Here is a 25,452-nt window from a genome sequence, read left to right as displayed (position 1 = left end):
TGAGAAATGACGCAACGAATCACTCCAGGGTAAGATTTCCAAATGGCTTGACAGGATGGCGCAAGGGGCGCGGCGCCTCCGGTCGCGCCCCTTGCGAAGGTCCGATGGTTTGGGGGATGATCGGCCATCGGCCGCGGGGAGGCGGGAAGTGGCGAGCATCGATCCGACGCCGCGATTCAGCGTCAGCGAGGCGACCGGCCTGGCCCGGGACCTCTTCGGGGTCGCCGCCGCGGCCTCGCCGCTGCCGAGCGAGCGCGACCAAAACTTCCGGCTCGACACCGAGGCCGGTCCCGCCTATGTCCTCAAGATCAGCCACTCGGCCGAATCTCTCTCGGTGCTCGAGGCACAGAACGCCGCCCTGGCGCACCTGGCCCGGCAGGACCCCACGCTGCGCTGTCCGCGGGTCAGGCCGGCCCGGAGCGGCGAGCCGGTCGTGTCGGTGCCCGGGCCCTCCGGCGCACGGCACTTCGTCCGCCTGCTGACCTGGGTGCCCGGCCGCCTGCTCGTCGAGACGGCGCCCCACGGGCCGAACCTGCTCGGCAGCATCGGCGCCCTGTTCGGCCGCCTCGACCGGGCTCTGGCGGGCTTTGCCCATCCGGCGCTCACGCGGGAGCTGGACTGGGACTTGGCGCGGGCCGGGACCGTGGTCGCGCGGAACCTCGGACTGATCGCCGACCCCGCGCGGCGCGCGATCCTGGAACGCCTGGTGGAACGGTTCGACACGGTGGTACGGCCGGCGCGTTCCTGGCTGCCGAGGGGCCTGATTCACAACGACGGGAACGACTACAACATCCTCGTCACGGGGCTCGACCGGCTGGGGGGGGAGGCGACCGGCCTGATCGACTTCGGCGATCTGGTGAAGTCCCACCTGCTGTTCGAGCCGGCCGTCTGCGCGGCCTACGCCCTGCTCGACAAGACCGACCCGCTCTTCGCCGCGGCGCAGGTCGTCGGCGGCTACCATCGCCTGCTGCCCCTGTCCGAAGCCGAGGTGGAGCTGCTGCCCGTCTTGATCGGCATGAGGCTCGGCCTCAGCGTCGCGATGGCGGCGGAGCAGGCGAGGCGCCGTCCGGACAATCCCTACCTGGTCGTGTCGGAGCGGCCGGCCTGGGAGGCCCTGGCGCGGCTCGACGGGATCAGCCCGCGTCTCTTCGTCGCCGCGTTGCGCCGGGCCTGCGGGTACACGCCGAGCCCGCGGGCGTCGGCGGTCGTCCGGTGGCTGGCGGCGAACCGGGCGGCGATCGGCCCGATCACGGAGCCGGACGCCGGGCACGGGCGGGCCGTCGTCTTCGACCTGCGGCCGGACGGCGCGGACCTGGCGGAGGTGGCGGACCCGACCGATCCGGTACAGGTGGGCGAGGCGCTCGCTCGGCGGAAGCGGGAGGCCGGAGCGACCCTCGGCATCGGGCGGTATGACGAGCCGCGGCTGATGTACGTCGGCGGCGACTACCGGCCGCCGGGGACGGACGTGGACGAATGGCGCACGGTCCACCTCGGCCTCGATCTCGACCTGCCGGCCGGGAGCCCCGTCCTCGCGCCGCTGGCCGGAACGGTCCACAGCCTGGGCGACAACGACGGGTCGGGCGACTACGGGCCGACCGTCATCCTGCGCCACGAACCGGAGCCGGGCCTGGAGTTCTTCACGCTCTACGGCCATCTGAGCCGGGACTCCCTCGTGCGCCTGCGGCCGGGCGCGGCGATCGCGAGGGGCGAGCGGGTGGGCGCGGTGGGGGAGACGGCCGAAAACGGCGGTTGGCCGCCGCATCTGCACCTGCAGCTCATCGTGGACCTGCTCGATCGCCGGGGCACCTTCCCCGGCGTCTGCCCCGAGCGGGACCGCGACCTGTGGCTGGGCCTCTGTCCCGACCCGAACCTGATCGCGCAGGTTCCGGGCCTGACGCCGGCCGACCGTGGCCGGAGCCCCGAGACGCTCCTGGCCGCGCGGCGCCTGGTCACCGGGAGCAACCTGCGGGTGTCCTACGATCGTCCGGTGAAGATCGTCCGGGGGGCGGGGCCCTACCTCTATGACCATCTCGGCCGACAGTTCCTGGACGCCACCAACAACGTCGCGCACGTGGGGCACGGCCATCCGGCCGTCGTCGAGGCGGCGCGCCGGCAGATGGCGCAACTCAACGCGAACACGCGGTACCTGCACGACCGACTGGTCGAGTACGCGGAGCGGCTCGCGGCCACGCTGCCGGCGCCCCTGCGCATCTGTTACCTCGTCAACTCCGGCAGCGAGGCGAACGAGCTGGCCCTGCGCCTGGCCTGCGCCCGCACGAAGGGCACGGACTTCCTGGTCCTGGAGGGCGCCTACCACGGGAACACGGGGACGCTCGTCGGCCTGAGTCCCTACAAGTTCCGGGGGCCAGGCGGCGGCGGACCTCCCCCCCAGGTGCAGACCGTGCCCCTGCCGGACTGCTACCGGGGGCCGTATCGCGACCCGCGCGACGCCGGCCGGCGGTACGCGGCCCATGTGCGGGAGGCGATCGAGCGCATCGAGCGGGCGGGCCGGCGACTCGCGGGCTTTCTGTTCGAGTCCCTGCCGAGCTGCGCCGGGCAAATCGTGCCGCCGCCCGGCTACCTCGCCGAGGCGATGGGGTGCGTGCGGCAGGCGGGCGGGCTCTGCATCGCCGACGAGGTCCAGGTCGGCTTCGGGCGGGTGGGGACGCACTTCTGGGGCTTCGAGGCGCAGGGGGTGGTGCCCGACATCGTGACGATGGGCAAGCCGATCGGGAACGGCTACCCGATGGGCGCGGTCGTCACGACCTCCGAGGTCGCCGACGCCTTCGACAACGGCATGGAGTACTTCAACACCTTCGGCGGGAGCCCCGTGGCCTGCGCGGTGGGGCTGGCGGTGCTCGACGTGATCGAGCGCGAGGGCCTGCAGCGGCATGCCCTGGTGGTGGGCTCGTATCTGAAGCGCAGGCTCGCGGAGCTGATGGCCGTCGGGCCGATGGTCGGCGACGTGCGGGGGATGGGGCTGTTCTTGGGCGTGGAGCTGGTCCGGGACCGGGAGACGCGGGAACCAGCCGGGTTGGAGGCCGCCTATGTCGCGGAGCGGCTGAAGGAACGGGGCGTCCTGATCGGCACCGACGGGGCGTTCCGCAACGTGCTCAAGATCAAGCCGCCGCTGCCCTTCGGCGAGCAGGACGCGGACCGACTGACCGAGACGCTCGCCGATGTGCTGAAGGAGCCGCGGCTGAAGGTGCTGCGGGCGGAGGACTGAAACGCGGTACGGTCGGGCGGGGCGGCTCAGGCCGGCTGCTTGGGATAGACGCTGACCTTCGGCCGGTCCTCGCTCCCCTCGAAGGTCACGATGCCGGATACCCGCGCGAAGAGGGTGTGGTCGCGGCCGATGCCGACGTTGAAGCCCGGATGGAACTTCGTGCCGCGCTGCCGGACGATGATGGAGCCAGCCGGGACGAGCTGGCCGCCGTAGGCCTTCACGCCCAGGTACTGGGGGTTGCTGTCACGGCCGTTGCGTGAGGAGCCGCCGCCTTTTTTGGTCGCCATGGTCCCGGACCCTTCTCGGTTAGACCGTCAGGATGTCGGTGATGCGCAGTTCGGTGAAGCTCTGCCGGTGGCCTTTCGTCCGCCGGTAGTTCTTCCGCCGCTTCTTCTTGAAGATCATCATGGAGCGGGTCCGGCCCTGGGCGACGATCTCCGCCGTGACCTTGGCGCGCTCGACCGTCGGGCGGCCGACCGTCACGCCGCCCTGGCCGGAGACGAGCAGGACCTCGCCCAACTCGACCGTCCCGCCGACCTCGCCGTCCAGCTTTTCGACCTTGAGCACCTGACCGGGCTCGACGCGATACTGCTTGCCGCCGGTCTCGACGATGGCGTACATAGCTCGATCCTCCTTGCGCAGGGCGGGCTTATGTATCATAGAGGTCTTCGGACTGTCAAGCCGGACGCGAGGGACGCCGGCCGACAGCTTGACTCCAGGGAGGTGCCTATGGCGATTCGATGCGGCCGGGCGCAGCCGCGCCGGCCCGTGATGTGCCCCATCGCGACGGTGCTGGTCCTGCTCGTGGCGATTCCCTGCCTCGCCGGTCTCCAGACCGCCGACCGGTTCACGGTCGTCCTCGACGGCGCCGCCGTCCGGGACAACCGGACCGGCCTGCTCTGGGAACGGGAGCCGGACGCGGTCCACGACGTCTGGAGCGCCTCGCTGGCCCGCTGCCGGGCCAAGACGGTCGGCGGGCGCACGGGCTGGCGGGCGCCGGCGGTCGAGGAGCTCAAGACGCTCGTGGACCCGGAGGAGCGGGACCCGGCGCTGCCCAAGGGCCATCCCTTCGCCAACATCCGCTCCGCGGTCTACTGGTCGGCGACGCCGTCGGACACGGACGACATCGTCGCCTGGCACGTGAGCTTCTTCAGCGGCGAGGCGGTGACCGACCAGAAGTCGCAGACGCGGCGCGTCTGGTGTGTCCTCGGCGAGCCGACGGCGCCGGGCGCGCGCTGAAGGCATCGCGCCGACGCATGTCCGTCGCGCGCCGCACCGGCTTCGCCCTTGCGGCGGTTGACGATGCTTTCGGGCCGCTGCTATAGTGGCGATCGGCGCGGGCGGCGGGGAGCGGCGCCGTCACGCACGCGGGGAGGGGCGATGCTCCAGCCGAGCGAGAAGATCTGGATGGACGGCTCCTTCGTCGGGTGGGAGGAGGCGACCGTCCACGTCCTGACCCACTCGCTCCATTACGGGCTGGCGGCCTTCGAAGGCCTGCGCTGCTACAAGGGCAGGCAGGGCTCCGCGATCTTCCGCCTGCCCGAGCACGTGGACCGTTTGTTCGAGTCGGCACACATCACCAATCTGAAGATTCCCTTCGACCGGAAGCAGATCAGCGAGGCCATCGTCGAGACGGTGCGCGTCAATCGGCTCGACGCCTGCTACATCCGGCCGCTGGTCTACGTCGGCTACGGGGCGATGGGCGTGTATCCCGGCGGCAACCCGGTCCGCGTCGCGATCGCCGCCTGGCGCTGGGGCACCTACCTCGGCGAGGAGGCGCTCGCCAAGGGCATCAAGGCCCGCGTGTCTTCCTTCACCCGCCACCATGTCAACGTGACCATGACCCGCGCCAAGGTCTCCGGCTACTACGTGAACTCCATCCTGGCCAAGGAGGAGGCGAAGGCCGACGGCTACGACGAGGGCATCCTGCTCGATCCCGACGGCTACGTGGCGGAGGGAACGGGCGAGAACATCTTCATCGTGCGACGCGGCCGGCTGATCACGACGCCGCTGACCTCGATCCTGGAGGGCATCACGAGGAACTCCGTGATGGAGCTGGCCCGCGAGCGGAACATCCCCGTGGTGGAGGAGCGCTTCACGCGCGACGCGCTCTACGTCGCGGACGAGGTGTTCCTGACCGGGACCGCCGCAGAGATCACCCCGGTGCGGGAGATCGACGGGCGCGTGATCGGCAAGGGCTCGCCGGGCCCGGTGACCATCACCCTGCAGAAGACCTTCTTCCAGATCGTCCAGGGCGAAGACACGGCCCACCAGGCCTGGATGACGAGGGTCTGAGACAGCGTCGCCAGTTCTCCGTATTCAGCGATCAGTTGAAAGGGAGGAGCGCGGGCCCGGCGCGAAGGGCTGCGGGCGGAGTGTCCGCGCAAAAGCTTCGCCGGAGGCTGACAACTGACGATGGAGAGCGTCGGGCTACGGCGTGGCCGGAGCCGGGGTCGGCGTCGCGCTGGACTCGGACTTCGCCCCTTCGGCGGCGGGGGCGCTGTCCTTCTTGTTGAGGTCGATCACGGTCGAGGAGAAGGTCCGTTCCTTGGAGAGGACGGCCAGGCCCAGAGACGTGAGCATGAAGATGATCGCGGCGGCCACCGTCACCTTGCTCAGGAACGTCCCCGGTCCGCGGCTGCCGAAGACCGTCTGGCTGGAGCCGCCGAAGGCGGCCCCGATCTCCGCTCCCTTGCCCGCCTGCAACAGGATGGAGGCGATCATCAGGAAGCAGACGATGACGTGGATCACGACCGCCAGGGTGTACATCCGGGTCTCCGATCGGGTTAACGGGCCGCCGTCCGCGAAACGGCGATGATTCTAGCAAAGGACTGCCCGTCCAAACAAGCCCCTCCGACGAGCGCGCCGTCCACCGCCGGCGCGGCCAGGAAGCCCGCGATGTTGTCGGGGGTCACGCTGCCGCCGTAGAGGATCCGGACCGCCTCGGCCGCCTCGGCGCCCCAGCCCTCCGCGAGCAGGGCCCGGCACAGACGGTGCACGGCCGCCGCCTGGTCCGGCGTCGCCGCCTTGCCCGTCCCGATCGCCCACACCGGCTCATAGGCGAGGACTACCTTCCGGGCGTCTTCTTTGGAGAGCCCGGCCAAGCCCTGCCGCAATTGGGCGGCGACCACCGGCTCCGTCCGCCCGGCCTCGCGGTCGGTCGGCCGCTCTCCGAGGCAGAGGATCGGCGTGAGCCCGTGCCGCAGCGCAGCCCGGACCTTCTTGTTGACGGCCTCGTCCGTCTCGCCGAACAGCTGCCGGCGCTCGGAGTGGCCCACGATCACGTAGCGGCAGCCCAGGTCCACGAGCATCGGGGCGGACACCTCGCCCGTGTAGGCGCCCTGGTCCTCCCAGAAGAGGTTCTGCGCACCGAGCTGCAGGGGCGATCCTTCGGGCAGGGCCTGCCGGACGGCGGCCAGCGCCGGAAAGGGCGGGGCCAGGACGACCTCGATCGGCTCGACCTCGGCGGCCGACAGGGCCAGTGTGCGGACGAACGCCCCCGCCTCCCCGGCGGTCTTGTTCATCTTCCAGTTGCCCACGATCAGGCGTCGGCGCACGGGGTCCTCCGGCGGGAGACGCGGCGAGCGGGCGTCGGTCAGGGGGCCAGGTCCGGAAGCGCGGAAAGGCCGGGCAGCTCCTTGCCCTCCAGGAGCTCCAGCGCGGCGCCGCCGCCGGTAGAGATGAAGGACATGCTCTCCGACTCGCCGGCCCGGTGGACGGCCAGCGCGGTATCGCCGCCGCCGACGATGGTCAGGGCGTAGGCGTTGGCCACGGCGTGGGCGAGCGAGAAGGTCCCGCGGGAGAAGGCGTCCACCTCGAACATGCCCATCGGGCCGTTCCAGAGGATCGTCTTCGCGTTCTGCACCGCCTCGCCGAAGAGCTTGACCGAGGCCGGCCCGATGTCCAGCCCGTACCACCCCTTGGGGATTTCCTGGATGGGGACGATCTTCGTCTCGGCGCCCGGCTCCAGGCTGTGGGCCACGACGCAGTCCACGGGGAGGTAGAACTTCACCCCCCTGGCGAAGGCGTGCGCCTGCACGCCGCGGGCGAAGTCGAGCATGTTGTCTTCGACCAGCGAGTTGCCGATCTCCAACCCCATCGCCTTGATGAAGGTGAAGGCCATGCCCCCGCCGATGATGACCTTGTCCACCCGTTTGCCGAGGTTCTCGATGATGTCGATCTTGCCCGACACCTTGGCGCCGCCGAGGATCGCGACGAAGGGCCGCATCGGGTCCGCCACCGCCCCCTGCAGGTACTCGATCTCCTTCTTGAGCAGGTAGCCGGCCGCCGACTCTTTGATGAATTTCGTGATGCCCACGATCGAGGCGTGGGCCCGGTGGGCGGCGCCGAAGGCATCGTTGATGTAGGCGTCCCCCAGCGAGGCGAGCGCGCGGGAGAACTCCTCGTCGTTGTTCTCCTCCTCCGCGTGGAAGCGGAGATTTTCGAGCAGGAGCACATCGCCCGGCTTCATCGTGGCGACCAGCGCCTCCACCTGGGGGCCGATGCAGTCCGGGGCGAACCGCACCTCCTTGCCCAGGAGCCGGCGGAGCCGCTTGGCCACGGGGGCCAGGCTGTACTTGGGGTCGGGCTTGCCCTTCGGCCGGCCCAGGTGGGAGCAGAGGATGACCTTGGCGCCCTCGTCCACGGCGCGGTTGATCGTGGGCAGGGTGGATCGGATGCGGGTGTCGTCGGTGATCTGGAGCGCGTCGTCGAGCGGGACGTTGAAGTCCGCCCGGATGATGACGCGCTTATTGTAGAGCTGCAGGTCTTCGATCGTCCGCTTGCGGATGGGCATCGTCGCGGCTCCGTTGCGGCGGCACCCGGGCGCGCGTCCGATGGAGCGGCGGACGGCCGGCGCGGGCATCCGGCCGGGCGGTCAGGGGCGGGTCATCAGGAACTTGACCAGGTCGCGGACCCGGCACGAATAGCCCCATTCGTTGTCGTACCAGGCGATCACCTTGATCAGCCGGCGGTCCTGCACGGTCGTCAGCCCCGCGTCCAGCGTGGCCGAGTGGGGGTCGCCGTTGCGGTCCACGGAGACGATCGGCTCCTCCAGGTACTGGAGGATGCCCTTGAGCGGCCCCTGCGCCGCCTCCCGGAACGCCCGGTTCACGGCGGCGGGGTCGGCGTCGCGCTCCGCCTCGACGGTCAGGTCCACCAGCGAGACGTTGGGCGTCGGGACGCGGATCGCCATCCCGTCCAGCTTCCCCTTGAGTTGCGGCAGCACGAGGTGCAGGGCCTTGGCCGCGCCGGTCGTCGTCGGCACCATCGAGAGCGCGGCGGCTCGCGCCCGCCGCAGGTCCTTGTGCGGCAGGTCGAGGAGTTGCTGGTCGTTCGTATAGGAATGGATCGTCGTCATCAGGCCGTGTTTGATGCCGAAGGTCTCCAGCAGCACCTTGGCGACCGGGGCCAGACAGTTCGTCGTGCAGGAGGCGTTGGAGATGATCGTGTGGGCGCGCGGGTCGTAGGTCCCCTCGTTGACGCCGAGGACGATCGTCACGTCCGGGTCCTTGGCCGGCGCCGTGATGATGACGCGCTTGGCGCCCGCCGAGAGGTGCCGGCTCGCGGCCTCGCGGTCGGTGAACCGGCCGGTGGATTCGATCACCAGGTCCACGCCGAGATGCTTCCAGGGCAGCTCCTTGGGGTCCTTCTGCGCGAGGATCGTGATGGTCTTGCCGTTGACGACGAGGGCGTCCTCCTTGGCCTGGACGTCGGCGTCCAGCGTGCCGTGGACCGAGTCGTACTTGAGCAGATACGCGAGGGTCTTGGCGTCTGTCAGGTCGTTGATGGCGACGAAGTCGAGGTCCTGATCCCTGAGCGCCGCGCGGAAGACGTTGCGGCCGATACGGCCGAAGCCATTGATCCCGATGCGAATAGCCATGTGCGGTGGTACTCCGTGAAGCGATCACCCGGTCGGGCGATCCCCGGCCGTCAAAGAGGGCTGAATAGTACCCAGGCGAAGGGGGGAAGTCAACCCGTCGGAAGGGGAAATGGGGAGATCGCGTGGAGCCGCGAATCCGCGGGTGCAGCAGGAGCGCTCATGAATCATGCGGGCTAGATCTTCATCGCCCCCTTCACGTCCTCCAGCGTCTGCCGGGCGACGGCGGCCGCGCGGCGGGCGCCGTCCCGGACGATCTCCTCGACGCGCCCCGGCGTCGCGGTGAGCGCGGCGCGGCCCTCCCAGATCGGCGTGAGCCGCTCGACCATCCGATCCGCCACCAGCGTCTTGCAGTCGATGCAGCCGATCGCGGCCGTCCGGCAGTCCCGGTCCACCTGCGCGATCGTCTCGCGCGTCGAGAAGATCTTATGGAAGTCGAAGACCGGACAGACCTCCGGGTTGCCGGGGTCGTGCCGGCGCACCCGCGCGGGGTCGGTGACCATCGTCTTGAGCTTCCGGCGGACGACCGGCTCCGCGTCCGAGAGGTTGATCGTGTTGCCGTAGCTCTTGCTCATCTTCCGGCCGTCCGTGCCGAGCACCCGGGGGAACTCCGTCAGCTTGTCCTTCGGCTCGGGGAACACCGGCCGGTAGAGGCTGTTGAACCGGCGCGCGATCTCGCGCGTCAGCTCCAGGTGCGGGAGCTGATCCTTGCCGACCGGCACGAACTCCGGCTTGTAGAGCAGGATGTCCGCGGCCTGGAGCACGGGGTAACCGAGGAAGCCGTAGGTCGAGAGGTCGCGCTCCGCGAGCTGCTCCTGCTTCTCTTTATAGGTGGGGTTCCGCTCCAGCCAGGGGATCGGGATGATCATCGAGAGCAGCAGGTGCAGGATCGCGTGCTCCGGCACGTGCGACTGGATGAAGACCGTGGACCGCTGCGGGTCGATGCCGGCCGCCAGCCAGTCGACGAGGAGCTCCCGCGAGTAGTCCTTGATCTTGTCCGTGTGCTCGTAATTGGTGGAGAGGGCGTGCCAGTCGGCCACGAAGAAGAAGCAGTCGTAGTCCGCCTGCAGGGCCTTGAAGTTCTCCAGCGCCCCCAGCCAGTTCCCCAGGTGCAGCAGCCCGCTGGGCTGCATGCCGCTCAACACTCGCTTCCGCACGATGGTCCCCCGCTTCTTGTCTGACGCCCGGCCGGCCGGGCTCGTGGTTATCCCAGCACCGTGGACAGGATGGTCCCCGCCATCAGGTTGACCAGCGAGCCGGTGATCGTCCGGATCACGTGGATCTGCGGGTCCAGCATGATCAGCAGGACGACGATCAGCATCCCGTAGGGCTCCAGGCGGCTCAGCGCGATCGCGGGCCGGGCCGGGAGCAGGCTGGTCAGCACCCGTCCCCCGTCGAGCGGCGGGATCGGGATCAGGTTGAACGTCATGAGCAGAACGTTGATGAAGACCGAGTACAGCGCCATCGCCGCGATCGGCAGCAGCAGCATCCCGAGCGGGTCGCGCCGCGGCGCGACCCCCGGTTGCGGCGGCCAGGACGCGGCGAGCGACGGGTCGATCGCCAGGAGCGCGCTCAGCAGCAGCGCGCTCGCCACGGCGAGGACCAGGTTCATCCCCGGCCCGGCCGCGGCGACGAGCGCCATGTCGCGTCGCGGGTTGTGCAGCTTGGAGGGGTCCACCGGCACCGGCCGGGCCCAGCCGAGGAAGAACCCCCCGGGCAGCAGCAGGCAGAGGAGTGGCAGGATGACCGTGCCGAAGGGGTCGACGTGCGCCAGCGGGTTCATCGTCAGCCGTCCCTGCAGGCGCGCCGTCGGGTCGCCGTACCGGTTCGCCACCCAGCCGTGGGCGTACTCGTGCAGGACCATCGCCAGGAGCAGCGGAAGGCCCATGTAGGAGATCGTATGGAGGACCTGCGGCAGCGACGTCATGACCGTGTCTCCACCGGCGGCCCTACTCGGCCTGGACGAACTTGCCCTGCCGGACCTGGATCACCAAGAGCCGCCGGTGCAGCGCGCCGTCCGGCCCGAAGCGGGCGGGGCCGGTGAGCGCCGGCCACTCGTCTTTCATCAGCAGATCGCGCACCGCCTTGCCGGAGGCGGCGCCGCGCTGGACGGCCTCCAGGACGAGCCGCGCCGCCTCGTAGGCTTGCGCGGAGAACAGCGTCGGGTTGGCCTGGTAGCGCCGGCGGTAACGGTCCACGAACTCCCGGATCGCGGGCGCCGGGCTGTCGAGGAAGAACCCGTCCACGAACACGCTGCCCTCGACCGCGCGCTCGGCCGTCCGGAGCAGGTCCGGGGAGTTTCCCCCGGCGCTGCCCAGCAGCGGCACCTTGACGTCGTAGAATCGGAGCTGGGGCGCGAGCAGCGCGAGCTGCCTCGCATCCGCCGGCGCGAAGACCGCGTCGAAGCCCGGGGTGTACAGGATCCGGGGCTGGCCCTTGCTGGTCGTCGTCGTCTCGGCCGTCCCGTACTTCTTCAGGTCCGCCTCCTTCAGCCGGCGGATCGGGGGGCCGAAGTCCGTGTCCGAGTCCTTGAAGGATTCCACGGCGATGATTTCCCCCCCGCGCCGCCGCACTTCCTGGCCGAACAAGCGCGCGAGCTCCTGCCCGTAGACCGTGTCCGGGTGGAGGATGCAGAACCGGCGCAGGCCGAGCGTGTCCATCGCGTACGCGGCCAGGCGGTCGGCCTGCAGGGGGAACGTCGCCGCCGTGTTGAACAGATAGGTCCCGTAGCGCCGGACGTCCGAGACCGTCGCGCCGGGGGACACGAAGGGCGTCTCCGTCTGCTCCGCCAGCCCCGCGAGCGCCGCCACCTCGCGCGAGAGCAGCGGGCCGATCACGGCCAGGGGGCGGTACTCGACGAGCAGCTCCGCCACCTCCGCCTTGAGGGCCGTGCGATCCCCCTCGCTGTCCTTGGCGACGAGCCCGATCGAGCCGCCGCCGCTCTCCTTGGCGCGGTCCAGCGCGATGCGGACGCCGTTGAGCGCCTCCGTGCCGTAGGGCGCGAGCCGCCCGGAGAGGGGCAGGACGGCCAGCAGCACGTGCTGGCTGGCCTTCGCCTTGGCCTTGAAGGCCCGGAGCTGCTCCGCGGCGGTCGGTGCGTAGGCGTGCGAGGGGAAGCGGTTCAGGAAGAGCCGAATCTGCCGCTCGGCCAGGAAATCGTCGCCCTGGGCCAGGTGCAGCTCGATCAGGCGGATGAGGGCCAGGTCGCCGGGAAACTCGGACGGGTAGGCGTCCCGCACGCGCCCCAAGGCCTTCTTGTCCATGTCTTGGACGAGGGCGCGGATGCGGTCCCGCACCGGCCCCTGCTCCGCCGCGGGCGCCGTCTGCGCCTCCTCGATCCAGGCCTGGATCGCGCGGAGCGCGTCGCCCTTCTTCACTTGCACGTCCCCGACGGTCTTGAGGATCGTCCGCTTCAGCGCCGGCTCCGTCTCCGCGGCGCGCGCCTCCGCGAGGACCGCCAGCGCCTCCTCGTACTGCTCCATTCCCGCGAGCGCGACGCCGAGCTGCACGCGGGCCTGGATCGCCAGCTCCGAGGAGGGGTATTCGCTCAGGAGCAGCTTCAGGTATGAGACGGCGTCGGCGTAGTCTTTCCGCTCGGTCAGGGCGGCGCCGAGCAGGAGATAGGCGTCGTCCACCTGTTCCGAGCGGGGACTGGCGGCCAGAAAGCTCTTGAGCTGCGCGATCGCCGCGTCGGTCTGGCCGGCGGCGAGCAGTTCCCCGGCCTGCTCGACGGCGCTCTTGGCGGCGGGCTTGCGGGCTTGGTCGGCCTGCTGTGCGCGGGCGGGCGAAGGCGCCCAGGGCTCAGGGCAGAGGAGGCACGAGGCCAGGACGAGGAACGCGAGCGCGGACGTGAGCCGGACACGCCACTGTGGTGCAGCCGATCTGGGCATGGTCTCCCGTCATCATGACGCTCGGCGGTGCTCGGTGGGGCGAAGGGTACTATAGGCAACGCCGTCAAAACGTGTCAAGGTCGCGGCGGCCGCACCCGTTGCCATCGCGGGCGGGCTCCGCTATAGTCGCGCAGGCCCGGCGCGGGCGGTCCAGCGCGGGCGGGACGAGGGCATGAGCGACCCACGGACAGACCCGAAGCCGGCGCCGGGCGCCGGCCGCCTGACCTCGCGGATGGACGAGCTGGCGGACCGCTACCTCGCCGACCTGCGGATCGCCGCCGGCCTGTCGCGCAACACCATCGAAGCCTACCGCCGCGACCTCGACAAGCTGCACGCCTACCTGGCTTCGATCGGCGCGGACGACCCCGCCGCCCTGACGAAGGCGACGGCGCCGGGGCTGCTCGCGCACCTGCGCATTGCCCGCCTCTCGCCCGCCTCGACGGCGCGGTGCCTGGCCGGTCTGCGCGGCTTCTACCGTTTCCTCTGCAAGGAGGGTTTCGCCCGCGAGAACCCGCTCGCGGACGTCGGCGCGCCGCGCCGCTGGGCGCGCCTGCCGAAGACGCTCACCCAGGCGGAGGTCGAGCGGCTGCTGGATCGCGTCGGCGGGACGAAGCCCGAGGACCGGCGCGACGCGGCCATGCTGGAGCTGCTCTACGCGACGGGGCTGCGGGTTTCCGAGCTGGTCGAGCTGGAGTTCGCCCAGGTGAACCTGGAGGTCGGCTACGTGCTGCCGATGGGGAAGGGCGGCAAGCAGCGGCTCGTGCCGATGGGGGACCAGGCCCTCAGGAAGCTGCGCGCCTATCTCGAGGACGCGCGCCCACGGCTCCTCAAGCGCCGGACGTCGCCCCACGTCTTCGTCACGCGGTTGGGCGGGAAGCTGACGCGGCAGGGCTTCTGGCGGCTCCTGCGCGCGCGGGCGGCCGCGGCCGGCATCCATCGGCGCCTCTCGCCTCACATGCTCCGGCATTCGTTCGCCACCCACCTGCTGGAGCACGGCGCCGACCTGCGGGCCGTCCAGGCGATGCTCGGACACGCGAGCGTGGCCACGACACAAATTTATACGTATGTCGAGCGGGAGCGCCTCAAGCGCCTGCACGAGCGGTTCTTCCCGCGGACGCAGCGCGGCGGCCGCCGCGGACCGGGAATGCCCGGCGCCGGTCGTCCCGGCCGTCCCCGCGGTTGACAAGGTCCCGTCGAGTTGTTACTATGCGCAAGTTTTTGGCGCGGCGCGGGTTTCGGGCGGATAGCTCAGTCGGTAGAGCGCTGCCCTTACAAGGCAGAGGTCACAGGTTCGATCCCTGTTCCGCCTACCAGCGGGTCCGAGGATCGGCGAGGACGATAACCCTGCTCCCTGTCTTGCCGGCGCGCCGAGCCGTGTCGTCATCCTGAATCTTCGTGGGAGTGACAATGCCCGTATCGCCCCCCCCGGCGGCTCTCGCCGGCACGGGGCAGCCGATCTCGAGCCATCATCTTGCCTGATCGTGGGGCCGTCGTTCAGCCTGGTTTAGGACGCCAGATTGTCAATCTGGAGGTCGCGGGTTCAAATCCCGTCGGCCCCGCCACTTTCTCCCCGCGACCGCCGTTGCGCATGACCGCCGTGATCCGCTGGAAAGGAGGGGGACGACGCGGGTAATGGCCTTTCATCTGTCTCCCACGGGCCTGTTCGGGTCACTCGGCGCCGTTTCGAAGGTCGTTCTGCTCATCCTGTTGTTCTTCTCGGTCGCTTCCTGGGCCATCATTCTGTATAAGTGGCGCGTCTTCCGGTCCGCTGACCGGGAGGACCAGCGCTTCCTGAGCGCCTACGGGCGGGGGCTGGACCCGGAGGAGCTGCGGCGGGACGCCCGACGCTATCCGTCGAGTCCGGCCGCCGCGGTTTGCCTGGGCGTCCTGGACCGCGCGACGCCCGAGGACGACGGCCAGCTCCGCGGCGCGCTGCCGAGCAGGTTCGGCGGCGCGGGGCCGGCGGAGGCGGTGGAGTCGTCCTACCTGCCCCGCATGGCGGAGCACCTCGTGCAGGGACAGGTGTCGCGGCTGGAATCCCTGCTCCCGTTCCTGGCGACCACGGGCAACATCACGCCCTTCATCGGGCTGTTGGGCACGGTCATGGGCATCATCGACGCCTTCCATGAGATCGGCCTCCAGGGCACGGCCAGCATCGGCGCGGTCGCGCCGGGGGTCGCGGAGGCGCTCGTCGCGACCGCCGCGGGCCTCTTCACGGCCATCCCCGCGGTGATCGCCTACAACTATTACTTGAGCCGCGTCCGCAAGGTCGCCTTCCGCGTGGAAGCCTTCACCACCGACGTTCTGGGCGCCGTCGCGGCCCGCGCGCGGGCGTCGGAGGTGCGCTCGTGACGACGGACGCGCGCCAGCGCCGGTTCCTGGCGGAGATCAACGTGATCCCGCTCGTGGACGTCGTGCTCGTCCTCCTCGTCATCTTCATGGTGACGGCGCCGATGCTCTACCGGGGCATGGACATCAAGCTCCCGACCTCGACCAGCAACACGATCAAGCCCGAGGAGCGGATGGTCCTGACCATCGAGCGCGATCAGAAGCTGTTCCTGGACAAGGACCCGGTCGGCGTGGATCAGCTGGAGACGCGGCTGCGCGCGGTGCGGCAGCGGAACGCCGACGTGGCGGTCTACCTGCGCGCCGACCGCGACGTGCCCTACGGGACGGTCGTGCGGGTCATGGACGGCGTGAAGCGGGCGGGCATCGAGAAGCTCGGTATGGTGACGGAGCCGGCCGGCCCGGAGCGGGTGGCCGATCCCCTGCCGGCGAAGGGGGCGGTGCGATGAGCCGGGCGGAACGAGCCGGAGCAGCGGGCACGAGATGACGGCGCGGTCCCCGCTCGGCCTGTTCGACCTCGGCACGCCCCGCGGGCCCTTCGCCCGCATGGCGGTGCTCTCGCTGGGCCTGCACCTGGGTCTGCTCGCCGTCCTGTTTGCCGTGCGGGGCACCCCCAAGATCCAGGAGACGCTCGCCTCCTACCAGGTGTCGCTCGTCAGCCTGCCCGCGCCGTCGCCGCCCCCGCAGCCGGAGGTCGAGCAGCCGCGCGAGCCGACCGTGCCGCCGCCCCCCGCGCCCAAGCCCGCCCCGGTCGTGAAGGAGCGCGTCAGGGCGGCCCCGCCGCCGGCCCGGCCGGCGCCCGCGCCCGCTCCGCCCGTCGAGGCGGCGCCGCGCGCGTCCGAACCGAAGCCGGCGCCGCCGCCGTTGCCGGCCCCGCAGGTGTCCGTGAAGCCGCGGGCGCCGATCGCGGCCCCCTCGCTCGCCGCCCCGGCGCCGGGCCAGGTGCCCCGCCGGCCGGAGCGCGACGAGGACCTCGGCGACCTGCTCCGGGGCATCCAGGCGCCGGCGGCTCCGAAGATCAAGGAAGTCCAGGCGGCCCCCATCGCCTCCCCCGTCCCGAAGGACCGGAGGGCCGAGGCGGCGCCGGCGCTGGACAAGGACCTGCGGGAGATCTTGCAGAAGGCCCAGGTGCCGGACGCGCCGGCGCCGCAACCCGCGCGCGGGACGCCGGCCCCGGCCCGGCGGCGGCTGGAGTTGACGAAGGAAGTCAACGAGAGGCTCGACGCCGCCCAGGCTGTCGTGCCGCCCGCCGCCGTCACGCCGGTACAGGCCAAGCCCGACTTGGCCTCCGCGCCGACGGCGCGCACGCCGGCCATGGCCATGGAGGTGCCGGGCGCCAGCACGGCGATGTCGCACTACTTCGGCTTGATCCAAGCCAAGATCAGCAAAATGTGGACCGCCCCGCCGGTGGACGTGTCAGGCCAGAGCCTTCGGGTGGTCGTCCGGTTCCGGCTGCACCGGTCCGGGACCGTCACGGCGGTGGTCGTCGAGCAATCCTCCGGCAACGGCTACTACGACGACGCGGGGCTGCGCGCCGTCAAGGCGGCCCAGCCGCTCCCGCCGTTCCCGCCGGAGTTCGCCGAACAGTCCTTCGAGGCCCATTTCAGCTTCACGGTGGGAGAGCCGCTCGGGTGAGGGGGGCGACATGATGCTGCGGTACTGCACGATCGTCTGGTGTCTGGCCCTGGCCGCCGGGGTCGCCGGGGCCGTGGACAACGGCGTGCCCGATGTCTTCTTGGAGGCGACGCGGCCGGACTTCCAGAAGATTCCCATCAGCGTCCTCTGGTACCAGCAGGAGGGCGCGGGGGCGGAGCGGGCGGGAGACACGGTCGCCGAGGTGCTGAAGGCGGACCTCCGCCGGTCGCAGGTCTTCGCCGTGACGGACGCGGCGGGCCTCGGCATCACGCCGAACGGCGCGACGCAGCCCGCGCCCACCCTGCTCAAGGAGGTGTCGGACCGGGGCGTGTCGCTCGTGGTCTGGGGGAAGGTGGCGACCCGGGCCTCCGACCTGGTCGTGGACCACTTCCTGCACGACAGCGCCGCCAGCGAGGGGATGGTCGGCAAGCGCTACGTCGGCTCGGCGAGCGTGCTGCGCCTCATGGCGCACCGCTTCGCGGACGAGCTCGTGTACCGCTACACGGGCGAGCAGGGCATCGCCAGGACCAAGCTCGCGTTCGTCTCCGAGCAGGGGGGGAGCCGCGAGCTCTACGTGATGGACTACGACGGCTACGGTCCCCGCCAGGTGACGGCGGACGGGTTCATCAATCTGATGCCGCGGTGGTGGCCCGACCGCCGCAGCCTTGTCTTCACCAGCTACCGGACGCGCAGCCGGCAGGATCTCGTGCAGCTCGACCTGGCCACGGGGAAGCGGACGACGCTCACCTCCACCGAGGGCCTGAACATCACGCCGTCTCCGTCGCCGGACGGCTCGCTGCTCGCCTTCGCCAGCAGCCGAGAGGGCAACTCGGAGCTGTATGTCCTGAACATGCAGACGAAGACGCTGCAGCGGCTGACCTTCGACCCGGCCGGCGACCTCTCGCCCACCTGGTCGCCCTCCGGCCGGGAGCTGGCCTTCGTCTCCGACCGGCGGGGCGGCCCGCAGGTCTATTTGATGGGCGTGGACGGCTCCAACGTGCGCCGGCTCACCTACGACGGCGATTACAACGCCGCGCCGGCCTGGTCCCCCAAGGGCGACTGGATCGCCTACGTCTGCCGGACGCCGGATCGCCAGTACAAGCTCTGCCTGATCACGCCGGACGGGCAGAAGCGGGTGCAGATCACGGCGGGGACCGGCGTGGACGACTCGCCGGCCTGGTCGCCGGACGGGCGGCATCTGGTCTTCAGCTCGACCGCCGAGGGCAAGAGCCACATCTATATGATCAATCGGGACGGAGGAGACCAGGAGCGGTTGACGTCCGGGGGGACGCACCACAGCTCCCCGGCCTGGTCGCCGACGTGAGGGCCGGACGTTGGAGCAACCTTTAACAAGGAGCACGGGAATGCGGGCACGGTATCACAGGGCTTGCCTGGTCGGAGCGATGGGACTAATGGTGCTGCTGGCGGGGGCCGGGTGCGACAAGCGATCGGTCCAAGCCGGCGCCGAGGGCTCGCTGGTCGAGCAACCCAAGCCCAAACCGGTGAGTCAGACGGTGGATCAGCCGACTCGGCCGGGCGGGGGGACCGAGATGGTCGCCCGGGACCTGCCCCCTCAGGACCTCGGTACGGGCGGACAGCCCGAGCCGACCGGCGGCATGCCGGAGGCTCAGCCTCCGGCCGCCCAGGGGACGCAGAGTCCCGCGGATGCGGCGCCGCCGGCGGAGCCGGACCACCTGAGCGGGCTCGAGCCGATCCGGCCCGGACGGGTGCCGTCGGAAGAGCGGGTGGAGGGCGGCGTGCTGGTCGCCAAGGCGGACCTCGGGGACGCCGCGCAGCGGCGGGCCGAGGACCTGGAGCGCGAGCGGCGGCTCGCCGCGCTGGCCGGGTTACAGGACGTCTATTTCCCCTTCGACAGTTGGGCGATCTCCACGGAGGGCCAGCGGGCGCTGGCCGCGGACGCCGAGTGGCTCAAGCAGAACGCGGGGACGAGGGTCGTCGTCGAGGGCCATTGCGACGAGCGCGGCACCCTGGCGTACAATATGGTCCTCGGCGAGAAGCGGGCCAACGCCGCCAGGAACTACATGCTCGAGCTCGGCGTGAAGCCGGACCAGGTCGCCGCCGTGTCCTACGGGAAAGAGCGCCCCGTCTGCAAGGACCACAATGAAGGTTGTTATCAGAAGAACCGCCGGGCGCACGTCGCGCCGCGGGTGGACTGAGCGGAGCCGGGGGGCGGGGGGGTGATGCCCCGGAAGGGCGAACGGCCGGCGACCCGCGCCCGCGCGTGGGCCGCGGCCGCCGCGGGTCTGGCGCTGGCCGGCTGCCTCGCGCAGGAAGCCGACCTGCGGAAGGTCAACGCCGACCTCGATGCGAAGATCCGCAAGCTGGACCAGCGCGAGCAAGAGATCCAGAAGCAGGTTAATGAAGCGACCAAGCAGATCAAGGCGGAAAGCGAAAAGGCGGAACGGCTGGTGTACGAGGCCCGGGCGCGACTGAACCAGGATATCACCGCGCTGCGCGAAGCGGACCTGCCCGGGGTGCTCGGCGGCGTCGAGCGCAATGAGCATCAGATCAAGATGCTCCGGGAACGTCTGGAGGACTTGGAGCATCGCGCCGCTCAGGATCGGCAGCACGTCGCCGCCGCGGAGAAGGCGCTCAAGGAGCAGGCCGCGGCCCAGCAGGCGGAGCGGGACCGCGCGCAGCAGGAGTCGGCCAAGCTGCTGGCCCGTCTCGACGCGGTGCAGGGGGCCCTGGTGGCCCTCGCGCCCAAGGTGGAGGCCAGGCTGCAGGAGCACGATCGGGCGATCGAGGAGGAGCGGGCCGAAGTCGCCGCCCTGTCCAAGCAGCTCCAGCAAGAGATGGTCAAGCTGACCCGGGCGCTGGAGGGCTTCAAGCAGGCCATGAACGACCTGGGCGAGAAGGTCGTGCAGCAGGAACGCAAGGACGCCGAGCGGGTCGCGCTCCTGAGCCAGCGGACCGACGAGCTCGCGGCCAAGGTCAACGGCGACGCCAAGGCGACGACCGAGTACCTCGTGCGGGTGGAGAAGAACTACGCGACGCTCGTGGAGGGCCTGAAGAACCTGACTCACAAGGTGCAGCTCCGGCTCGATCAGCAGGAGCAGCGGCTGGGCGAGGCGGCCCGCGCGTCGGAGGCGCTGAAGGGCGACCTGTCCCAGGTGATCCGGCAGGTCAACGAACGGATGCAGGAGCAGGACCGGCAGGTCGAGGGGCTGGGTAAGGGGCTCCAGGGCCTGGACGAGCGGCTGCGCGGGCTCTCGGCCGCCTCGGCCGGCGCCCCCCCCTCGCCGGGGCCTGCGGCCTCGACGCCGGTCGAGGGCGCGGAGACGGCCCAGGGAGGTGCGGCCCTTGCCGCCGTGGAGGGGGCGACGCTGGCCGTCACGACTCCACCCTCGGCTCCGACCCGGGCGGCCCCGCCACCAGACGCGGCTCCGGCGCCGAGCGACCGACGGGCCTACGACGAGGCGATGACCCGGTACAAGCAGGGCGATTTCGCGCGGGCGCAGCAAGGGTTCGCGCTGTTCCTGACCCAGTATCCGACCTCCGCGCTCGCGGGGAACGCGCAGTTCTGGCTGGGGGAGTGCTACTATAAACAGAAGAAGTTCCAGCGGGCGGTCGAGGCCTACGACCGGGTCCAGAGCGCCTACCCGACGAACGAGAAGGTGCCGGCGGCGCTGCTCAAGAAGGGGCACGCCTACCTGGCGCTCAAGGAACGGGAGCGGGCCTATCAGACGTGGAAACAGTTGGTTGATGCCTATCCGAAGAGCCCGGAGGCCGGCAAGGCCTTGGACGGGCTGAAGCAGGTGAACGTCACCCCATGAGCCCGATGACTCGACGGCAGCGGTCCGCGGGAGCGGCGGCCCTCGCGCTGGTGCTCGCCTCGGCGACGGCGGGCGGTTGCGCGAAGCACTCCGACTTCGTGGATGTCAGGACGGACCTGACCAAACTCCAGGATCAGAACAAGAAGGACCGGGAGACGCTGGACCGGCGGCTGCAGGCGATCGAATCCAAGCTGGGGAGCAGGCCCGCGGCCGACGGCTCGAAGGAGGCGGAGCAGCTCCGCGCGCAATTGGCCGACCTCAAGGCGCAGCTCCACGACCTGGAAAGCCGGCTGGCCCGCGTGGAGGGCACGGCCCAGGCGCCGTCGCTCCGGCCCGTGCCGCCGCCGGGACCCGTGGCCCGGGAGCAGCGGTCTCCGCCGCCGGTCGAGCCGGAGGCGCCGTCGTTGCCGGGTGTGACGGCGATCACGCCCACCTCGGCCTTCAACCTGGCCTATAACGATTACCTGAACGGCCGCTACGACCTGGCGATCGGCGGTTTCCAACGGTTCCTGAGGGACTTTCCCGGCAACAGCCTGACGCCGAACGCCCACTACTGGATCGGCGAGTCCTACTACAGCACGAAGGACTACGGGAAGGCCATGCAGGCCTTCGAGCGGGTGGTGAACGGCTTCCCGCGGAGCGAGAAGGTGCCGCCGGCCCTATTCAAGATGGGGCTCTGCGCCGCCGAGCTCGGCGACGCGATGAAGGCCAAGGCGTTGTTGCGCCGCGTGATCGAGGAATTTTCCGGGTCCGACGAGGCCAAGCTGGCCAAGAACAAGCTGGCCGAAATCCGGTGACGTCGGCGCCGGCCGGCGCCGGGTCCGCCCGTCATGCCCGCGCTCCCCTTCCGGCGCGGCGTCCGTCCGACGGACGCCGCGCCGGCCTTTTACGACGATGACCGTCGCGCAGACAACGGGCAAGATCCAGGTGCTGCCGGACGCCGTGGTCGGCCGGATCGCCGCCGGCGAGATCGTCGAGCGGCCGGCCGCCGTCGTCCGGGAGTTGATCGACAACAGCCTCGACGCGGGGAGCAGCCTGATCGTCGTCGAGGCGGTGGAGGGCGGCCGGCGGCTGATTCGCGTGACCGACGACGGCGAGGGGATGGGCCGGGCGGACGCGCAGCTCGCCTTCCAGCGCCACGCGACCAGCAAGCTCCGCTCCGAGCAGGACCTGTACGCCATCACCTCCTTGGGCTTCCGCGGGGAGGCCCTCCCCAGCATCGCCGCGGTGGCCAAGGTGCGGCTGACCACGGCGCGCCGCGAGGACCGCGTCGGCACCCGGCTCCACCTGTCCGGCGGCGCGATCACCCGCGTCGAGGATGCCGCCGCCTCGCCCGGGACGCAGGTGGAGGTGGCTGACCTCTTCTTCAACGTGCCCGCCCGCCGGAAGTTTCTCAAGACCACCGCCACGGAATTCTCGCACGTCTGCCAGGCGGTCCAGCAGGCGGCGCTGGCCTGGCCCCGGACCCACTTCCGCCTCCTGCACAACGGACAGCCGGTGCTCGACCTGCCGGCCGTGGCGTCCCGGCGGACGCGCGTGGGGCAGGTCTACGGCGAGGCGGTGCTGGAGCGGATGGTCGCGGTGCAGGCGGCGCAGCCGGGCCTGGCCCTGGAGGGGTTCGCCGTGGGGGCGGTGGAGGCCAAGGCCGGCCGCACGCCGCAGGACCTCTTCGTCAACCGGCGCTGGGTCAAGAACCCGACCGTCCAGCATGCGGTCTACGACGGCTACGGAACGTCGCTGGCCAGGGGCCGACAGCCGCTGTACGTGCTCTTCCTGGACGTGGACCCTGAGCGGGTGGACGTGAACGTGCATCCGGCGAAGCGGGAGGTCCGGTTCGCCGAGCCGGACCGCCTGCACCAATTGGTGAGGCGCGCCGTCCGCGAGGCCCTGGGGCTGCCCCTGGTCGAGGGGGCGGCCGCGCCACGGCCCGGCGCGCCCGGCCGTTCGGCGGGCGTGGCCGTTCGACCCACCGGAGGGTGGGAGCTGCGCGGGAGCGAAGCCGGCGCCGGCGGCGAGACGGCGGTCTCGGGCGGCCAGGCCGTCCTGCCCGGCTATGACCCCGGGACCCGCGAGCCCGCCGAGGCCGCGCAGGAAGCGGCGGGGACGTACCGCGCCGTCCCCGACCGTGAGGTCTTGCCGCTCGGCCAGATCAGCCGGACCTTCCTCGTCGCGCAGGTCGGCGCCGAGCTCCAAGTCATCGATCAGCACACGGCCCACGAGCGCGTGCTGTTCGAGCGGCTCTGGCGGTCCTGGCGGGACCGCGCCGTGCCGACGCAGCCCCTGCTCATCCCCGAGACGATCGAGCTCCCGCCGGCGCAGGCCGTGCTGCTCCGGGAGCGGCTCGGCGACCTGGCGGCCCTGGGGTTCGAGGTGGACCCCTTCGGCGCCACCGCCTTCCTCATCCGGAGCGCGCCGGCGCTCTTGGGCCGGCTGGACACGGCGGCCCTGGTCCAGGACCTCCTCGACGACCTCACGCAGTGGAAGGCCCTCACCTCGATCGAGGCGCGGGTGCGGCCGATCCTGGCCTCGTTGGCCTGCCACGGGGCGGTTCGGGCCGGCCGTCCGATGGAGCCGGCCGAGAGCCGCCGCCTCATCGAGGACTGGGTCGCCGAGGGGCTGCCCATGACCTGCCCGCACGGCCGCCGGGTGGCGCTGCGGCTGCCCGAAGAGGAGTTGGCCAGGATCTTCGGCCGCGCCTGAGGGCCGGGAGGGAAGCCCGATTGTGTTGGACCGCGCGACTGTGAGACAACTGAAGCCCCTGGTCGTCCTGGTCGGCCCGACCGCGGTCGGCAAGAGCCAGGTCGCCATCCTGGTCGCCCGGGCGCTCGGGACGGAGGTCCTGACGGCGGACTCCCGCCAGGTCTTCCGCGGCATGGACATCGGGACGGACAAGCCGTCCCTCGCAGAGCGCCTCGGCGTCCCGCACCGGCTGATCGACCTGGTCGAGCCCGACGAGCCCTTCAACGTCGGGGACTACCGGCGGCGGGCGCTGGCGGAGATCGCCAGGCTCCACGAGGCGGGGCTGGTCCCGCTCGTGGCGGGCGGGACCGGGCTCTATGTCCGCGCGTTGCTCCGCGGCCTCTGGGCGGGCCCCTCCGCGGACTGGACGCTGCGCGCACGTCTGGAGGAGGAGGCGCGGCTCGGCGGCGACGAGATCCTTCACCGGCGGCTGACCGCGGTGGACCCGGCGTCGGCCGCGCGGCTCAATCCGCGCGACCGGGCGAAGATCATCCGGGCGCTGGAGGTCCATCAGCTCCTGGGGCGACCGCTGTCGGACCTGCACCGGGAGCATGGGTTCGGGGAGCGGCCCTTCGCGACGCTCCTGCTCGGGCTGATCCGGGCGCGGCCTGCGCTCTACCGGCGGATCGAGGCGCGGGTGGAGCAGGAGCTGGCGAAGGGACTGTTGGAGGAAACGCGCGGCCTGCTCGCACGGGGCTACGGCCGGCACCTGGGCTCCATGAAGGGGCTGGGCTACCGGCAGATGGCCGGCTACCTCGAGGGCGAGTACGACTACGAGGAGGCGGTGCGGCGACTCAAGCGCGACACCAGGCGCTTCGCGAAGCGGCAGCTCACCTGGTTCCGACGGGAGCCCGGCCTGACCTGGCTCTCCCTCTCCGAGGAGGAGCCGGCGGCGCGGGTGGCGGAGCGGATCGTGGAGGAGATCGGGCGGTTTCTGGCCGGCCTGGCGGGCGGGGCGCGGGCGGACGCGGGCGCGGCCCGGGCGGCCGGGTGATCCAGGACGCGGCGAAACGGGGGGACGAGCGGGCCATGAAGAAGGGGCGGATCACGAGGGCGGAGCGGCCGCAGGCCGAGATCGGCATCATCGGCGGGAGCGGCCTCTACGCGATGGAGGGCCTGGAGGGCTCGAAGGAGGTGCGGCCGACGACGCCGTTCGGGCGGCCCTCCGACGCGCTGCTGGTGGGGACGCTGGACGGCGTGCGCGTCGCGTTCCTCTCGCGGCACGGGCGGGGCCACCGGCTCTCGCCGAGCGAGATCAACTATCGCGCGAACCTCTACGCGCTCAAGTCGCTGGGGGTCGGCCGGGTGCTCTCCGTGAGCGCGGTGGGCAGCATGAAGGAGGCGATCCGCCCCGGCGAGGTCGTGCTGCCCGACCAGTTCATCGACCTGACCAAGCGGCGGGTCGGGACCTTCTTCGAGGGGGGGATCGTCGCTCACGTGGCCTTCGCCGACCCGATCTGCCGCGACCTCTCCGAGGCGCTCACCAAGGCGGCGGAGGGGGCCGGTGCGACCGCCCACCGGGGCGGGACCTACGTCTGCATCGAGGGGCCCCAGTTCTCGACCCGCGGCGAGTCGTGGCTCTACCGGCAGTGGGGGGTGGACGTCATCGGCATGACGAACCTGCCCGAGGCGAAGCTCGCCCGCGAGGCGGAGCTCTGCTACGCGACGCTCGCCCTGGTGACCGACTACGACTGCTGGCACGACAGCCACGAGTCGGTCACGGTGGAGATGATCCTGGAGACCCTGCACCGGAACGTCGAGCTGGCCAAGCGCGTGTTGCGCGCCGCCGTGCCGCTCGCGGCCGGGCCGAGGACCTGCCCCTGCGCGCGCGCACTGGACCACGCGATCGTCACGGGGCCCGAGAAGATTCCGAACCACGTCAAGCGCCGGCTGTCGCTGCTCATCGGCCGCGCGCTGTCCGCCAAGAAAGGAGCCCGGTGA

At 71.1% G+C, this 25,452-nt stretch carries 23 protein-coding genes and 2 tRNA genes; 16 read left to right on the top strand and 9 right to left on the bottom strand.

What is annotated here, in order from left to right; genetic code table 11:
* The first annotated feature begins 148 nt into the window (after nt 1-148).
* Complete coding sequence (locus AC1U7O_RS16910) at nt 149-3,226, top strand: aminotransferase class III-fold pyridoxal phosphate-dependent enzyme (protein ID WP_479896065.1); 3,078 nt, start codon at nt 149-151, stop codon at nt 3,224-3,226.
* Between the two features lie 26 nt (nt 3,227-3,252).
* On the opposite strand, the gene rpmA is transcribed toward AC1U7O_RS16910, so the two are convergent.
* Together rpmA and rplU are read right to left on the bottom strand one after the other, a co-directional pair.
* On the bottom strand, nt 3,253-3,513 hold the full coding sequence (gene rpmA / locus AC1U7O_RS16905) for a 50S ribosomal protein L27 (RefSeq protein ID WP_479896064.1): 261 nt from the start codon (nt 3,511-3,513) through the stop codon (nt 3,253-3,255).
* A 19-nt stretch (nt 3,514-3,532) separates the two neighbouring features.
* The gene (gene rplU / locus AC1U7O_RS16900; protein WP_479896063.1) at nt 3,533-3,886 is read right to left on the bottom strand and encodes a 50S ribosomal protein L21; all 354 of its coding nucleotides are present in this window, start codon (nt 3,884-3,886) and stop codon (nt 3,533-3,535) included.
* 69 nt (nt 3,887-3,955) lie between these two features.
* Here rplU and AC1U7O_RS16895 point away from each other — a divergent pair, with 69 nt between their 5' ends.
* Together AC1U7O_RS16895 and AC1U7O_RS16890 are read left to right on the top strand one after the other, a co-directional pair.
* Nucleotides 3,956-4,465 carry an Lcl C-terminal domain-containing protein gene (locus AC1U7O_RS16895; RefSeq protein ID WP_479896062.1) on the top strand — a complete coding sequence of 170 codons (510 nt, stop codon included), beginning with the start codon at nt 3,956-3,958 and terminating at the stop codon, nt 4,463-4,465.
* Nucleotides 4,466-4,606: 141 nt separating this feature from the next.
* A complete protein-coding gene (locus tag AC1U7O_RS16890) occupies nt 4,607-5,521 on the top strand; it encodes a branched-chain amino acid transaminase (protein WP_479896061.1) in 915 nt (304 codons plus the stop codon).
* 135 nt (nt 5,522-5,656) lie between these two features.
* Here AC1U7O_RS16890 and secG read toward each other — a convergent pair whose 3' ends face one another.
* The 7 genes from secG to AC1U7O_RS16855 all read right to left on the bottom strand — a co-directional run bounded on the left by secG (nt 5,657) and on the right by AC1U7O_RS16855 (nt 12,994).
* Entirely contained in the window at nt 5,657-5,995 is a 339-nt protein-coding gene (gene secG / locus AC1U7O_RS16885; RefSeq protein ID WP_479896060.1) for a preprotein translocase subunit SecG, read from the bottom strand.
* 17 nt (nt 5,996-6,012) lie between these two features.
* Nucleotides 6,013-6,783: a triose-phosphate isomerase gene (gene tpiA / locus AC1U7O_RS16880; protein WP_479896059.1), complete on the bottom strand. Its 771-nt coding sequence runs from the start codon at nt 6,781-6,783 to the stop codon at nt 6,013-6,015.
* Nucleotides 6,784-6,821: 38 nt separating this feature from the next.
* Nucleotides 6,822-8,021: a phosphoglycerate kinase gene (locus AC1U7O_RS16875; protein ID WP_479896058.1), complete on the bottom strand. Its 1,200-nt coding sequence runs from the start codon at nt 8,019-8,021 to the stop codon at nt 6,822-6,824.
* An 81-nt stretch (nt 8,022-8,102) separates the two neighbouring features.
* Nucleotides 8,103-9,107: a type I glyceraldehyde-3-phosphate dehydrogenase gene (gene gap, locus AC1U7O_RS16870; protein ID WP_479896057.1), complete on the bottom strand. Its 1,005-nt coding sequence runs from the start codon at nt 9,105-9,107 to the stop codon at nt 8,103-8,105.
* Between the two features lie 173 nt (nt 9,108-9,280).
* The gene (gene trpS, locus AC1U7O_RS16865) at nt 9,281-10,264 is read right to left on the bottom strand and encodes a tryptophan--tRNA ligase (protein WP_479896070.1); all 984 of its coding nucleotides are present in this window, start codon (nt 10,262-10,264) and stop codon (nt 9,281-9,283) included.
* Between the two features lie 44 nt (nt 10,265-10,308).
* On the bottom strand, nt 10,309-11,031 hold the full coding sequence (locus AC1U7O_RS16860) for a site-2 protease family protein (protein ID WP_479896056.1): 723 nt from the start codon (nt 11,029-11,031) through the stop codon (nt 10,309-10,311).
* Between the two features lie 22 nt (nt 11,032-11,053).
* Nucleotides 11,054-12,994 carry a penicillin-binding protein activator gene (locus tag AC1U7O_RS16855; protein ID WP_479896055.1) on the bottom strand — a complete coding sequence of 647 codons (1,941 nt, stop codon included), beginning with the start codon at nt 12,992-12,994 and terminating at the stop codon, nt 11,054-11,056.
* A gap of 172 nt (nt 12,995-13,166) precedes the next feature.
* On the opposite strand from AC1U7O_RS16855, the gene xerD reads away from it, so the two are divergent.
* From xerD to mtnP, 13 genes are all read left to right on the top strand, one after another.
* Nucleotides 13,167-14,177: a site-specific tyrosine recombinase XerD gene (gene xerD, locus AC1U7O_RS16850; protein WP_479896054.1), complete on the top strand. Its 1,011-nt coding sequence runs from the start codon at nt 13,167-13,169 to the stop codon at nt 14,175-14,177.
* A gap of 54 nt (nt 14,178-14,231) precedes the next feature.
* A tRNA-Val gene (locus AC1U7O_RS16845) sits at nt 14,232-14,307 on the top strand.
* Nucleotides 14,308-14,477: 170 nt separating this feature from the next.
* Nucleotides 14,478-14,556, top strand: a tRNA-Asp gene (locus AC1U7O_RS16840).
* Between the two features lie 70 nt (nt 14,557-14,626).
* On the top strand, nt 14,627-15,346 hold the full coding sequence (locus AC1U7O_RS16835; protein WP_479896053.1) for a MotA/TolQ/ExbB proton channel family protein: 720 nt from the start codon (nt 14,627-14,629) through the stop codon (nt 15,344-15,346).
* A complete protein-coding gene (locus AC1U7O_RS16830) occupies nt 15,343-15,789 on the top strand; it encodes an ExbD/TolR family protein (RefSeq protein ID WP_479896052.1) in 447 nt (148 codons plus the stop codon). Before AC1U7O_RS16835 ends, AC1U7O_RS16830 begins: the two co-directional genes overlap by 4 nt.
* Nucleotides 15,790-15,823: 34 nt before the next feature.
* Complete coding sequence (gene tolA / locus AC1U7O_RS16825; protein ID WP_479896051.1) at nt 15,824-16,975, top strand: cell envelope integrity protein TolA; 1,152 nt, start codon at nt 15,824-15,826, stop codon at nt 16,973-16,975.
* Nucleotides 16,976-16,985: 10 nt separating this feature from the next.
* The gene (gene tolB / locus AC1U7O_RS16820) at nt 16,986-18,299 is read left to right on the top strand and encodes a Tol-Pal system beta propeller repeat protein TolB (protein ID WP_479896050.1); all 1,314 of its coding nucleotides are present in this window, start codon (nt 16,986-16,988) and stop codon (nt 18,297-18,299) included.
* A gap of 40 nt (nt 18,300-18,339) precedes the next feature.
* Nucleotides 18,340-19,152, top strand: a complete 813-nt coding sequence (gene pal, locus AC1U7O_RS16815) for a peptidoglycan-associated lipoprotein Pal (RefSeq protein ID WP_479896049.1) — start codon at nt 18,340-18,342, stop codon at nt 19,150-19,152.
* A 24-nt stretch (nt 19,153-19,176) separates the two neighbouring features.
* Nucleotides 19,177-20,772 (top strand): tol-pal system protein YbgF, encoded by a 1,596-nt coding sequence (gene ybgF / locus AC1U7O_RS16810; RefSeq protein WP_479896048.1) that lies wholly within the window; start codon nt 19,177-19,179, stop codon nt 20,770-20,772.
* 5 nt (nt 20,773-20,777) lie between these two features.
* Nucleotides 20,778-21,569: a tol-pal system protein YbgF gene (ybgF, locus tag AC1U7O_RS16805; protein WP_479896047.1), complete on the top strand. Its 792-nt coding sequence runs from the start codon at nt 20,778-20,780 to the stop codon at nt 21,567-21,569.
* Between the two features lie 97 nt (nt 21,570-21,666).
* Nucleotides 21,667-23,472, top strand: a complete 1,806-nt coding sequence (mutL, locus tag AC1U7O_RS16800) for a DNA mismatch repair endonuclease MutL (RefSeq protein WP_479896046.1) — start codon at nt 21,667-21,669, stop codon at nt 23,470-23,472.
* A 40-nt stretch (nt 23,473-23,512) separates the two neighbouring features.
* Complete coding sequence (gene miaA / locus AC1U7O_RS16795) at nt 23,513-24,505, top strand: tRNA (adenosine(37)-N6)-dimethylallyltransferase MiaA (protein ID WP_479896045.1); 993 nt, start codon at nt 23,513-23,515, stop codon at nt 24,503-24,505.
* Between the two features lie 35 nt (nt 24,506-24,540).
* Complete coding sequence (gene mtnP / locus AC1U7O_RS16790) at nt 24,541-25,452, top strand: S-methyl-5'-thioadenosine phosphorylase (protein ID WP_479896069.1); 912 nt, start codon at nt 24,541-24,543, stop codon at nt 25,450-25,452.

This window comes from Candidatus Nitrospira neuquenensis, from assembly GCF_979578155.1.
Note: the sequence above shows the minus strand (reverse complement) of the source record. Positions and strands in the feature narration are given on the sequence as shown.